Origin of the sequence: Nostoc sp., assembly GCF_036917555.1 — a bacterium.
GTDB lineage: Bacteria > Cyanobacteriota > Cyanobacteriia > Cyanobacteriales > Nostocaceae > Nostoc.
Window position 1 is genome coordinate 16,985 of sequence record NZ_JBALDD010000033.1, and the last position, 13,062, is coordinate 30,046.

The following is a 13,062-nucleotide window of genomic DNA, read 5'->3' on the forward strand; positions in this document are numbered from 1 at the left end:
CGAATTATTTTAAACCTATTGCCGTTTCAATTCTTGGGCTAATTTTATGGCTGGAATAGAATGTCCAAAATCAAAAATTGCTTGTGACTAAGTTTCAAAGATTAATTAGGCTTACCCATAATCATGAATGCTGCCCAGTAATAAGGATGATTATAAAGATTTTTATCTGATGCCATTTTACTATTTCTATATAGTTGTGTAGCTAAATAAGTTTGAATTCTTACTTCCTCTGGATGCAGATTATTCAAAATATCTTCATACCATTTTGTCAGTTCTCCAGCAGTTAGTTCTTTCAGCCATCGTGTTGCTTCAGCTAAAGCAGTAACTGCTGATTTATTGGGCTGTAATCGTCGGTAAAACTCAATCATCACCAAGGCACTAGCCGAAGATTCTACACTCCAGAGAGTACTCACTACATGAGGTACGCCCTGAGTTACAAAACCACTGACTAAACTCACATATTCGCTGCTGATAGTGTAGTTGTTAGTACTTAAATTTTCACAGGCAGAGAGGGTAATAAGGTTGTAACTAGCTAGATTTTGTTGGCAAATTTCATCTAGAGTAAGTCTGTCTTCACCTGCTAATGCTAATTCTGATTTTTTAGGTTCAGCTAGATTATTAGTGACATGACCCGTAAAATGCAAGATATTATAATTTTTAGATAAGGCATTTTCAACAATATTTTTTGTAGCTTCTGCTCCCTGAATTCGTTGGATATTATTAAACATCTGACTAACAATTTCAGACTCCAGTTTGGCAAATTTCAGTGGGGGATAACCTGTACTTTCAGGATGTTCAACACTGAGCAATAACTTATTTTGCCACTGCGAAATATCCTCAGTTCTGATTGATAAACCTATTTGGGCACTAGGTAGATAGGTAACGCTGAAATTTGATTCCACATTTGGTAACTCTTGCGGTGATGGCGAAGAAAGATGGAAAAGTGTATGAATGGGCAATCTATACAAGTCACGGTGAGGAATTAAGACCAGTTGGGTGATGCCTTCGAGTTCCTGTGCAATTGTGGAAATATTCAGAATTTTATACAGTTGCAACAGTTTCTCTTCCATATCAACTCGCCAAGAATGCTGACTTTTACTTTCTTTGTCGTGGGCTGTGCTGCGATATTCTTGGTATTGTTGATGCCAATCTTCTAGCCAAATTTCAAATTCAATTAGGCGTTGCACTGCTTCGGGTAGAGGCAATTCATTGAGACGGATAGCATCTTCTCCTAAAGGTATTACCCCAGCATCTTGCATGGGTGTAAACAGGAGAATTGGTGATGGAGCTTGGTCTTTGAGAATAAAAGTATGTAGGGCAACTGGACTAATATGCCAGTAAATAATTGCTGTTGTGGGATTGAATAGTTGTTGAATTGCGTCATAATAAGGGGAGTATATATTATCATTCCAGCCAGAAAGCAGCCAGTTTAAACAAGCATTTTTACCTTGTTCGGCAATTTCCCAAGCTTCTACTAAATCACCCGATTCCACAGCTAAATCAACTGCCAATTGATTGAAGCCTGCAAATTTTAGAGCTAGCTGTTTTTTACTTTCGTTTGAGCGAGTTTCTTCACTCAGTAATTGTCGCAATAAATCTGTCCCACGTTGCAGCAATTCTTGAACTTGTGTAGTTTGTCCCAAACCCATCAACACTTTGCTTAGAGATTGTAAAACCTCTAAGTGCAACTGGGGAAAATATTCTAATGTCAGGGTTAACAGCGCTTGATGGTACTCAGATGCAGCTTTGCGCCAATAATCGCGGGGATTGGTAAGTTTTTTGCCTTGCTCATAGTAAGTATTAGCGATCGCAAAATGCAATCTACCCCAACCTTCTGGATGGGTATCTGTCCGCAGATGCTTTAACCCTTCTTCGTAGCTGGCTAATTTTCCTTCGTAGCCGCCCTGTTGTAAGGTGGGATTTGTCGCTATCAGACTACTTGACAAATTCCGCAATGTCTCAGAATCTACTAAATTACCGATCGCAGTTCCCCGACCAATCCAAGCTTCCCAATAATCTTGTTTAATTTGCAAAGCGTTGTCATAACAGGCGATCGCTTCGGCAAATTGTTCTAAATAAAACAGTGCTACTGCCTGATTATACCAAGCTAAGTGGAAGTCGGGTTTGATGGTGATCGCTTGCTGATAAGAGGCGATTGCTTCTTGTCTACGTCCTAAGTTGTCTAATGCTATACCTCGGTTGTACCAAGCTAAGTAGAAATCGGCTTGAACTGAAAGTGCTTTATCCCAGGAGGCGATCGCTTCTGACCACCTGCCTAAACTAAACAGCACTACGCCCCGGTCTATCCAAACTTCATGGTACTCTGGGTCAATTTCTATAGCTCTGTCGTAAGATATAATCGCCTCGGCAAATTGTTCGCTGACAGCTAGGGCTATGCCTCGGTGATACCAGTTTTCCTGGTCTTCTGGTTCGAGTTGTAGCGCTTGGTCATAACTAGCAATCGCTTCTGGTAGCCAACCTAATTTCAGCAGTGCCAAACCCTTGCTTGACCACGCTTCTTGATAGTCTGGCTTGATTTCTATAGCTTTGTCAAAAGAAGCGATCGCTTCTTCAAAGTATCCTAATTCTCCGAGAGTTCCACCCCGGTTGTACCAAGCTTTGTAGTAGTCGGGTTTCAGTCGTGTGGCTGTTTCATAAGAGGCGATCGCTTCATCAAAACGTTCTAAATGGAACAGCGTTAAGCCTCGATTAAACCAATATTCTGAGAATTCGGGTTGTAATTCAATGGCTTGGTCATAAGATGCGATCGCGCCTAACAGATCACCTGTTTTTGCTTGGCTTAGACCTTGGTAAAACCACCCTTGAGCGTGAGTAATCGGATTATGGCTATGTCGCTCAATAATATCAGGGGAATTACTGCTTTGAACTGCCAAATCCGAAGCAAGTTGCTGGACTAAATTGGTACTTTGATCCAACCTCACCCACAACTCATCTAAAGTATTAGCTACATTTGGCTCTAAATTCGTCAAAGTGTTATCCCAGGTTTCCACCGAGGAAGACGTTGCTAATTCAGTCCTTTGTCTAGTGGAAAGGAGATTTGCTGGTGTTGTAATTTGAACAACTTCTTCTTCTTCGTCGAACCTAAGTTGGGTTAACAAGCTGATTGAATCTTCCGCTGCTGGGAGAGGGATATTTTCTGATATTGTGGTTTGGGCATCTTCCCTTTCATATTCCCATACCAGTTCCTCTAAGTTTTCCGGCAATCTTTCCTCAAAAGAGGCATTTTGGGGTGCTGACGTTATTGGTTCAACATCTGGCAGATCATATTCCCATAATTGTTCACCTAAGCTACGGATTAGCTCTTGTCCAGGGGAAGTTGGGAGAATTTCCTCATTGGTTGTGGTTTCTACCACATCTGGTTCATCATACTCCCATAACTGTTCGCCTAAATTGCGGAGCAGTTCTTGTCCAGGAGTAGTTTCTATTACATTTTGCTCATCATACTCCCATAACTGTTCGCCCAAATCACGGATCAGTTCTTGCCCAAGAGTGATTTCTAGATCATCTTCTGCCTGATTGTCAGGGTAATCTTCTATTTCTGTAGGTAAGTTTTGCATTAGCCGAATGCCAATGTCATAAGCAACTTCTCCAATTCTGCCAACACCAAGTTCCCCCAATTGCACCATCTGTGTTGCTAAAAGAGGATTTGGTGTCGGTGAAGCTAGCAAGCTTTCGCCAAACATCACTAACCAGTCTATCCAGCGTTCAGCCGGAACCCGATTTTCGATCCGTTGCAGATACCTCAATGCCCACTGTCGTCCTCGTGCTTGATGCACGCCTTCTAACAATTGGATAAACAATTGTTCCAGATCCGCATTGGTTAGTTCTGGTAGTACCCCCACCAGATTGTGTCCTCTCGCACCCTTGAGAGAACTATGCTGTTTACTTGCAATGAGGCGCTTTAAAAACCTTTTAAGCGACTGCGATATCCGCCTGAGCATCTGCCACACTCTTGGATTTTGTTTTTCTAGATTGTAGCCATCGTTGTGTTAAAAAAATCATCAATTACGTCAAAATCCATAGATTCAGACAGCGCTTCCGTAGAAGGTTAGCAAAAAATATACAAATCTTCAAGAGCATAGCATTACAACGTTACAATTTCCAGATTTAACTCTTGAATTTGACTCTGGCAAGCAGTTAATTTTCAGTTTGCTCTGTAGTCGATTGACCAGCAGGATATAACTGACTAATTAATGCCTGGACAAGCAGTTGTGGATCATCTGTTTCAACAGCAAGCTGTTGAGCAATCTGCTGACGTAAATTTTCATCCTCCTGCAACATCACAAACAACTCTTCTAGGGTGACAGTTTGGTATTCTCCCTCTGGGGGGTTCTCTAGTGTGTCTGCTGACTCTGATACTGGGGTAGCTACCTCAGAGGGCAAAGTAGTGCTAAAAGCATCTGGTCCTTCATATTCCCAAATTGGTTCGCCTTCATTGCGTGTCAACAACTGCATCCCGATATTATAGGCAATATCTCCAATTTCTCCGATGCCCAATTCACCTAATTGCACTAACCGCGCAGCCATTTCATTATTTGGTGTCGGAGATGTGAGCAATCTGTCGCCAAAGCGCCCTAACCACTCAACCCAGTCTTGAGTTGTGATGCGATGTTCGATATTATGCAGCCACTTCTGTGCCCATGCTTCCCCTCTTGCTTGATGTACTCCTTGCAACAGTTCGTTGAAGAGAAATTCCAGATCCGTATCGCTTAAAGGTGGTGCTGGTTCTTTTTCCACATTCCCCCTAGATTTTGAGGTAGTCTGTTTTCTCCCACCAAACAAGCTCTGAAAAAGCTTTTTGAGCCATTGAAATAGCCGCTTGAGCATCTGCTGCACCATCGAGTATTGCTTATCTATAAAATTGTAGCGATCGCACTGGACTATAGCGTTAGTTCAGTCAATAAAACGTATAGTCATTTGTCATTTGTCAAGAGTTATTCTCCTCTGCTCCCCAGTCTCTCAAATAGAACAAATGTACTAAATAATATGCTATAATTCCTATACATTGATGTTGAAATCATAGTAGAGGATAAGCTCTGGTTGCTTGCTTTGCTGAGTGCCAAAATTTACGGCATTAGTTGAGTCTTGGGCTATGGCAACATCGATAAATAAAGCCAGGTACGAGAGTTTAAAATAATTGAATCCTCAACTCGACTCGGTGCTACTAATTAACGTTGAAAGGCATTGAAGTCTATATTTTCATGTCTTACGAACCCCTGCACCACAAATATCGGCCCAAGAGTTTTGCTGAACTGGTGGGCCAAGAAGCGATCGCCACCACCCTCACGAACGCGATCGGCACATCTAAAATCGCCCCTGCCTACTTATTCACTGGGCCCAGAGGTACGGGGAAAACTTCTAGTGCCCGAATTCTGGCTAAATCCCTTAATTGTCTCAAAGGTGATCAGCCCACTGCTGAACCCTGTGGTGTATGTGAGGTTTGTCAGGGGATCACCAAGGGGTACGCCCTAGACGTAATTGAAATAGACGCCGCCAGTAACACTGGTGTCGATAATATCCGCGAGTTGATTGAAAAAGCCCAGTTTGCTCCTGTGCAGTGTCGCTACAAGGTTTATGTAATCGATGAATGCCACATGCTCAGTACACAGGCATTCAATGCGCTACTTAAGACACTAGAGGAACCACCGAGATATGTGGTTTTTGTATTGGCGACAACAGACCCACAACGGGTGTTACCAACGATTATTTCGCGCTGTCAAAGGTTTGATTTTAGACGCATTCAGTTAGAGGCGATGGTGAAGCATTTAAGTGCGATCGCATCTTATGAAAACATTCATATTTCACCCGACGCTGTCACCCTGGTAGCCCAACTTTCTCAGGGAGGGTTACGGGATGCCGAAAGTCTACTTGACCAATTGGGTTTATTAGCGGGTGAAGTGACACCAGAGCGAGTTTGGGATTTGGTGGGGACGGTAAGCGAACAGGACTTGTTAGCACTTTTAAATGCGATCGCTCAAGATAAACCGGAAGCAGTTCTAGACTGTACTCACTACATTCTAGATCGTGGTCGAGAACCCCTGACTATTCTGCAAAATCTTGCCGCTTTTTACCGCGATTTACTGATTGCTAAAACAGCACCCAACCGCCACGATTTGGTTGCTTGTACTCAGCAAACTTGGACAGCGCTGGTTGAATTTGCTCAATACTTCGATATGAGCGTGATTTTGGCAGGACAAAAACACTTGCGAGAAGCTGAAGTACAAATTAAAAATACCACCCAGCCGCGTTTGTGGTTGGAAGTAACATTACTAGGATTGCTACCAAGTGCGACAAATATTCAGCCACAAGCCTCAAGTGTGGCGCCACGAGTTAATACACCTGCTGTATCTCCAAGCTATCCTCCAGTAGTTGCCCAAAATCACCCAGTCTCTTCTGTACCTTTAGCTGAACCGCAAACAAATCATAATTCTACATCTCCTAATCATCAAGCGGCTGCCCAAAATCAGCCTGTCACTTCATCTCCCCCAGTTGAACCGCAAACAAATCACAATTCTGCTGCTAACTCAGTTTCACCACCAACCCCAGAACCTGTTGCTGTTCCTGTGCAACCTGCGAACATTGAACCAGTAACTTCAGAAGTTGTTGGCGAAGCAGAAGTTGGCGAAGCAGAATATGACTTAACTCAGATTTGGCAACAAGTGCTTGCCAACCTCCAGCCAAAATCAAGGCAAGAAATGCTGCGTCAAATGAGCCAACTCATCGAGTTCGACGGTGTTGTGGCTCGAATTGCGATTAAACAGGCATGGTATGACAAGGGGAAATCTTATCTACCGATGATTACGGCAGCTTTCCAGCAGACTTTCCAGCGTGAAATCCAGATAAATATAGAAAAAGGAATTTCTTCAAACTCTACCTCAGCCAAAAAAAATCCTCCGCCAAAAGACTCTACTCGCCCTCAGCAACCACCTACACCTAGCTACAACCAGCAAATTTCGCCTCCAGCGCCAGCACCACAGCCAACTAATCCATCACCAGCACCACAAAAAACCGAGTTGGCAGCAAGAAATGGCAATGGTGTAAATGGAAATGGGGTAAATGGAAACGGGATGCAAACTTTGCCTCTACCCCCAAAACAAACACCCGCACCTGATTGGGAACCTGACGAAGTAGCGATCGCAGCTCAACGTCTAGTAGAATTTTTCAACGGACAAATTATCCGTTTTGCAGATGATTTCCCAGAATTCTCCGATTCCATAACTACACCAGAATGGGTAGAAGAATCAGAAGTGGATGATGAATAAAAAATTGGGCATTGGGAAAAACCCTAAGAAAGTTCTCCCCTGTCGCTTTACTCCCAATACGGTTCGGATAAGATCCCCCCGCCTGCAGCGACCCCCTTAAAAAGCAGGGCTGATTTATTCCATTTAAAACAGGATTTGTCAAGATGTTAGCAAGAAAATTATAAGTAAGCGTGACGAAGAGACGAACATTTAAGCACTGAAATATCAGTAAAATAGTTGGTTTCATCGGTACGCCAGTAACAAAATAACTAATTTTTCATTGCTAGAACCCTTGATTTTTAAAGCTCTTTGGGGAATGAATCAGCCCTGCTTTTTAAGGGGGGTTGGGGGGATCTTCGAGAGACAAATATGTTAACCGAACCGTATTGGCTCTACTTCTCTACTGCATCATCCCCCTATTCCCCATGCCCCATTCCCCATTCCCCATTCTCTATTCCCTACTCGCCATTCCCCGTATGCAAGGTTTTCACCCATTTTAGGCGCTTTGGTCTTACCGACATCCGGGCAGTAGTACTGCTCATGACGACTAACCAGTGCAACATATATAAACTGCCACGCAAGGTTTGCACCAGCATCATAAGATATGTAGAAAGTGGGAATTTTTGATCTTGACGTACCCGCTTCAGACCTGTAAACATCCCTACCATCGACATAGAAATGGATAAGCCTGTGATCGGACTTAACATTGGTGGACGATGACGAGCGATCGCCATTAATAAATCTGGGACTGCTGCTGTCGGTAAGATATACATAATCAGCAGAAAAATCAGTAAATCCCAGCTTTTACGCCCTCCCATGCGGTTTTTGAAAATTAAATCCCAATAATCCAAATAGCGCTGATAACCGCCTTCTGCCCAACGGTTGCGCTGATGCCAGAGTGAAACTGCACTTGTCACTCCTTCTTCTTGTACTGCTGGATGGAAAACACACTCAATATCCCATTTATCCAAATGTAAGCGGATTGTCAAATCCAAATCATCGGTAATGGTTTCTTCATTCCAGCCACCGCAGCTTTCCAAGGCCGAACGCCGGACAAATTGACCATTGCCCCGCAGTTCACCAATGCCACCAAGGGCAGTTCGCTGTTGCTGAAACCAGGTATCAAGTGCCATTTCGGCCATTTGACCCTTAGTCCAAAAGTTTTGTTTAGCGTTGGCGATCGCTTTTCGCACCTGCACCGCCCCCACCTTTTCTCTTTGAAATAAAGGTATTACCTGTTGCAGCAAGTCTGGTGTTACTTGGGCATCAGCATCAAATACTGCTATAATGTCGCCCTTTGTCAGCGGCAATACCTGATTCAACGCCCCCGATTTGCCACCAGTAGCTTCTGCTGAACGCCTTAGTACTTTCAGTTGGTCGTGTTTCTGTTGGAGTTCTGCTAATAAATGTGGCGTGCTATCACTGCTGCGATCGTCAATTATCCAAATTTCGTACTGCCCACCTGGATATTCCAGATTACAAAGATTTTTGACTAATTTAGCAATTACCGCTTCCTCATTTTTCGCAGCCACCAGCACAGAAACAGAAGGTAGATCTCCCTGTATTTCTTTTGGATAGCGACGGGATTTAGTAAACACTACCACCAAAGCATGAAATCCTAGAATGGTAGTCAGTCCTAGAATAAAAATGGAAGCCCAAGAAACTAAATGTAGAGCGATCGTGCCACTCCAGACGATAGTCAAGACGAGAGCTGCTTTGCCTCTACGACCTTGAAACCGGGATGGTAGAGACATAGAATCTGTCTCTAACACTGACTCCTCATCTACTGATAGGTCAGACAACAAGGAGTTGAGCGGATCAAGCTCTTGATAAGAATCTTCTTCGGGCCAGGAATTCGCTGGCATAGGTTAGGTTGCTTGATTCAAAAACCACTATTTGTCTACAGTTAGTAATTTTACGGACAAATATCCCTAAGCTACTTTTCCCGATATTAATCGGAATGGGCAAACTGCAATACCCGCTATCCCTAAGCCAAAAGCCTCTGGGACTACCTTTGTTGTCACCGCTACTGTGCGTAATTACCTCATATTAACCGCCTTTGCTACTCTTAGACAGAGGCTTGATTCCTTTGATAGCCACTTGGGCAGGAAGCTTGTAGAGTGGGACTTTCTTCAATGAGAACTCCGGTTTGGGCAAAGTAATAGCAAGGTAGCAGCAGCTTTTTATTGGGGAAAACTGCAACAACGGTATCCACCACTTTACAGTAGGGATTTTTAGTGTTATCGTTCCCAGATTCGATAACTGTTAATGCAGCATCATTGTAACCGAAATTTTAATATTTCTTAGTAGTAACTTCATTTATTGGGCATTGAAAAGAGGCAGAGGGGCGGGGTGCAGGCTTGCCGTGAGCGTAGCCGAACAGGAGCAGGGGGGAAATTCTTCTCCCTTGCTCCCCTGCTTTTCCCCATTCCCCACTATGTGCTTTAGACACATCTTTGGGGAATACTACTAACATCCACTGATATCCCCAGTTGCTAACTAACTTGAGGAATATTTAACTATGTCTATTGAGCAACTCCAGCCTGCAACTCAACAACAAGCCAGTGTTTACTTACCTTATGTTCAAGGCGCTAGGCGCAATTTCTTACCCTATGCCATCAGTCTTTATCAAAAAGGGGTCTTGGAGGGACATCGGAAAATCGAAGCTAGCGAACATGTCCCCTTTGTCGCTTCCTGGAATGTTGCTACTTTACCCTCAGACTTAACCCGTTGCCGAATTCAGTTTGATGGCAATGCTGACCTAAGTTATGAACTGATGATGGCTAGTTTCGAGTTTATTAATTTTTTAATTGAACTTATGGACAACTATAAACGTTATCGCGTCACCGATTTTTCACAACCATTTTACCGCAAGCTACTACGTATAGATGATTAATTAAACTCAGCCGGATTTGCAAAAGTCCGGCTTATATTTAAAATTACACTAATAGTTTGTCAATTTTAAATTGATGGGTAAGTACACGCGTAGGGGCAGGGCATGCCGTGTCCCTACACCCGGTGATATAATGTTGTACCGCATCTGAAGGTAACTGTTATAAGCCTTGTGAGCTTTCTTACAACAACCTTTCAGTTTTAAAACGTCTTCCTAAGTCCGATATCTTTTCTTCTTTTCAAAACGATACCAAAACTAGCTACCATCAAAGTTCCGAGAAGGCTAGCGGGTTCTGGAATAGAAGTTTCATTTATAGGTACTTTGATTCTTAAATTTGCCAAAGTAGCGTTAGTTATGGTCAAGGATGTTACGCTTGGCAAACCTGGGATATCGGACTGGAAATCAAAGACCGTGGGAGTTAAATTACCATTGGGATTACTATATCGTTCCCCATATCCACTCACTTCAAAAGTACCTTGATACTTCTTTCCGGTGTCTGGGTCGATGACAGTACCAGTGTAGAAAGCTTTTGTGAGATTAAATTCATCCTGAACTACTCCTTGAAATGTGGTTTTTGCCAATTGTCCCTGGTAGAGAAAAGCAGTCAACTGACCACCAGAAAGAACCGGCGATGTAAGAACACCATCAAACGAGACAATCGGAATACCTTTAAAATCAACAAAGTAATGCAGACTTCCATCAGACCGTGTTTCTACCTTTAAATAATCTGACTGGTATACAGGAACATAATTAGGATGATTATTAGTACCTAAGTTCTGGTAATAAGTTCCAGTGTCATCCGTATCAATACGAGTAATACTGTTATTTAAATTGGGATTATTTCTGGGAAGCTCGATAGTACCTGATAATGTACCAGTACTTTCAATTGTGATGAATTGAGCAGCAATTGCACTTGCTCCACTGATAGCGATCGCCACTGCTGTGAGACAACTGCTGCTAACAACTGCAAAACCTAGCTTAATCCCTGATGAACTAACTTTCATTAACAAATTGTTCCTTTAATTGTCGATGGTAAACACACCTAATCTGCTGAGAACCATTGCAAATATTTCTCAAGCATGATTTATTATTCCCAAGCTGGTGATGGAAGTTTCATCATCAACAAAAAGTCTTGTCAATTGCTAGTTTTATTCTTGCGCTTGTGGAGTATGTTGGTGACAATCACCTTATTAATTAATTTAAATCTCGTGATTTGATTATAAATTTTATATTAAACTACAACGCGATCGCATCCTTTGATTTTGGCTTGATAGAGTGCTTATTCAGTAGCATTAGCTAAAGTAGCAGCGATTTACTAATTAAGTCAGTTCATCTAAGTTAGGGAGAACGAGCAACTGTTGATTTTCTTGTTTTAACAGTTCAATATGAGTATTGTTGAAATGCTCGCTTTTTTTGAGATATTGTTGGAAATATAAACGATATAGTTCATATGTAGGAGTACTGCGATCGCCTTCTAAATTAATTAGCCCTATACTCTGTAATTTATCTGCCAATCTTGGCTCTAATTTCACATAATTTGTAGTATTAATCACTTCATAAAAAGCATCACCCAATTCTGGCTCATCTCGAAGTGCTAACACATACTGCCTTAAATACTCGTTATAAATTCCGGCTTCTGTAGGTGCTTGTTGCAATAACTGCCCTAAATCCCCTTTTAATCCGCCTTTACCCATAAGGTGATACAATGCCAATCGCACCAAATAAGGATTTCCTCCCACCATTGCCATCAAACTATCGGCATCTTTACCATCTGTCCAATCCAACCCGTGACGTTGTGCTAAATCCTGCACCTGCTCTTTCGTAAAGGGAGGTAAATTAATTGTCAAACCAATATTAAATGGCGATTGAGTTAGTTTTATGGTAACAAGAATTTCCGTTGAATAAACCAGAACCAGACGTAATTTTTGCCAAATCTCTACCCTTTTGGCTTGTTCATGCCACAATCGCACTAATGGTAGCAATTCTCCAGCAATTCCCTGATACTCAAATACCCAATCCACCTCATTTAATACTAAAACCAGGGGACTTGAGAGCGCAGACAGTAAATATTTTTGGAAATATATAGAGCAGCTGACTTTGCTACCCATCTCTTCATCCCAATAATCATAGAGTTTTGATTCTAGCTGTAACTCCTGACTAACATTGGTACAGAACCAGCGCAAAAATTTATCCAAACTGGCAAATACTGCTTTGTCTGCTTGCTGAAAGTCCAAAGTTACGGTATGAAAGCCTTGCTTGTTAGCGTATGCAAGCAACCGTAAAACCAAAGAGCTTTTCCCCATCTTTTTAGGTGCTTTGATGCAAATTACACTCCCAGGTTCAGCCATTTCTGCGTAAGCGAGTTCTTCAATTGGTGGGCGAGGGATGTAAAATCTGGAATTAAGGGATACTGGGCCAGTAGGAAATTCTAAGGATATCGCTGTGGCGGCTCGGTTGAATTCTTTAATTAATTGCTGATGCGCTTCGCTAAGAGGGTGATTTTCTAGAGTCTGGCGAAAGTTGGATTTATGTATTGGCTCTTTGCAAAAATTACTCAGTACTTGCCATAAATGAGCAGCGATTTTATTGACACGTTCCTCGCGGTAGTGCGCTTCACTAGCTATATTGGTGTGGGTTTTTCCTTCCCAAGAAGAACGCAATATCAACTCTTGGAGCGTCGTTAAACCGGTTGCTTGACTGGCTTTTAGTAGCAATACTAGTTCATCTATAGTCATTACTCATTGACTCTAATTCAGTATGATATTTTCTCACACCATTAAGCTTTGGAAGTCAATGTAGACTGCCTTGTATGCATAACAGCCAGCCCTGACTAAAAAAGCTACAAAAAAGCCTTGACAATTTTTTGCATCCTGAAATTATTTGGCGTGATTCAATCATAGAATTTTT

Annotated in this window: 9 protein-coding genes; 2 read left to right on the forward strand and 7 right to left on the reverse strand. The window is 42.3% G+C overall.

Annotated features, from left to right (window positions below):
- Nucleotides 1-101: 101 nt before the first annotated feature.
- Together V7K60_RS14130 and V7K60_RS14135 are read right to left on the reverse strand one after the other, a co-directional pair.
- Entirely contained in the window at nucleotides 102-3,962 is a 3,861-nt protein-coding gene (locus V7K60_RS14130) for a CHAT domain-containing protein (protein ID WP_334926420.1), read from the reverse strand.
- A gap of 196 nt (nucleotides 3,963-4,158) precedes the next feature.
- Nucleotides 4,159-4,860: a hypothetical protein gene (locus V7K60_RS14135; RefSeq protein WP_334926422.1), complete on the reverse strand. Its 702-nt coding sequence runs from the start codon at nucleotides 4,858-4,860 to the stop codon at nucleotides 4,159-4,161.
- Nucleotides 4,861-5,222: 362 nt separating this feature from the next.
- On the opposite strand from V7K60_RS14135, the gene V7K60_RS14140 reads away from it, so the two are divergent.
- Nucleotides 5,223-7,283 carry a DNA polymerase III subunit gamma/tau gene (locus tag V7K60_RS14140; RefSeq protein WP_334926424.1) on the forward strand — a complete coding sequence of 687 codons (2,061 nt, stop codon included), beginning with the start codon at nucleotides 5,223-5,225 and terminating at the stop codon, nucleotides 7,281-7,283.
- Between the two features lie 437 nt (nucleotides 7,284-7,720).
- Here V7K60_RS14140 and V7K60_RS14145 read toward each other — a convergent pair whose 3' ends face one another.
- From V7K60_RS14145 to V7K60_RS14155, 3 genes are all read right to left on the reverse strand, one after another.
- On the reverse strand, nucleotides 7,721-9,127 hold the full coding sequence (locus V7K60_RS14145; protein WP_334926426.1) for a glycosyltransferase: 1,407 nt from the start codon (nucleotides 9,125-9,127) through the stop codon (nucleotides 7,721-7,723).
- Nucleotides 9,128-9,330: 203 nt separating this feature from the next.
- Complete coding sequence (locus V7K60_RS14150; protein WP_334926428.1) at nucleotides 9,331-9,480, reverse strand: hypothetical protein; 150 nt, start codon at nucleotides 9,478-9,480, stop codon at nucleotides 9,331-9,333.
- 75 nt (nucleotides 9,481-9,555) lie between these two features.
- Nucleotides 9,556-9,738, reverse strand: a complete 183-nt coding sequence (locus tag V7K60_RS14155) for a hypothetical protein (protein WP_334926430.1) — start codon at nucleotides 9,736-9,738, stop codon at nucleotides 9,556-9,558.
- 45 nt (nucleotides 9,739-9,783) lie between these two features.
- Here V7K60_RS14155 and ebsA point away from each other — a divergent pair, with 45 nt between their 5' ends.
- Nucleotides 9,784-10,158 carry a type IV pilus biogenesis protein EbsA gene (gene ebsA / locus V7K60_RS14160; protein WP_104905290.1) on the forward strand — a complete coding sequence of 125 codons (375 nt, stop codon included), beginning with the start codon at nucleotides 9,784-9,786 and terminating at the stop codon, nucleotides 10,156-10,158.
- Between the two features lie 197 nt (nucleotides 10,159-10,355).
- Here ebsA and V7K60_RS14165 read toward each other — a convergent pair whose 3' ends face one another.
- Nucleotides 10,356-11,159 carry a PEP-CTERM sorting domain-containing protein gene (locus V7K60_RS14165; protein WP_334926432.1) on the reverse strand — a complete coding sequence of 268 codons (804 nt, stop codon included), beginning with the start codon at nucleotides 11,157-11,159 and terminating at the stop codon, nucleotides 10,356-10,358.
- A gap of 315 nt (nucleotides 11,160-11,474) precedes the next feature.
- The gene (locus V7K60_RS14170; RefSeq protein ID WP_334926434.1) at nucleotides 11,475-12,890 is read right to left on the reverse strand and encodes an AAA-like domain-containing protein; all 1,416 of its coding nucleotides are present in this window, start codon (nucleotides 12,888-12,890) and stop codon (nucleotides 11,475-11,477) included.
- Between the last annotated feature and the right edge of the window lie 172 nt (nucleotides 12,891-13,062).

What these genes read in the sequence shown, in the direction of transcription:
- V7K60_RS14170 (WP_334926434.1), bottom strand. Translation starts at nt 12,890, where the DNA reads ATGACTATAGATGAACTAGTATTGCTACTAAAAGCCAGTCAAGCAACC.
- V7K60_RS14140 (WP_334926424.1), top strand. Translation starts at nt 5,223, where the DNA reads ATGTCTTACGAACCCCTGCACCACAAATATCGGCCCAAGAGTTTTGCT.
- V7K60_RS14145 (WP_334926426.1), bottom strand. Translation starts at nt 9,127, where the DNA reads ATGCCAGCGAATTCCTGGCCCGAAGAAGATTCTTATCAAGAGCTTGAT.
- ebsA (WP_104905290.1), top strand. Translation starts at nt 9,784, where the DNA reads ATGTCTATTGAGCAACTCCAGCCTGCAACTCAACAACAAGCCAGTGTT.
- V7K60_RS14135 (WP_334926422.1), bottom strand. Translation starts at nt 4,860, where the DNA reads ATGGTGCAGCAGATGCTCAAGCGGCTATTTCAATGGCTCAAAAAGCTT.
- V7K60_RS14165 (WP_334926432.1), bottom strand. Translation starts at nt 11,159, where the DNA reads ATGAAAGTTAGTTCATCAGGGATTAAGCTAGGTTTTGCAGTTGTTAGC.
- V7K60_RS14155 (WP_334926430.1), bottom strand. Translation starts at nt 9,738, where the DNA reads ATGTTAGTAGTATTCCCCAAAGATGTGTCTAAAGCACATAGTGGGGAA.
- V7K60_RS14130 (WP_334926420.1), bottom strand. Translation starts at nt 3,962, where the DNA reads ATGCTCAGGCGGATATCGCAGTCGCTTAAAAGGTTTTTAAAGCGCCTC.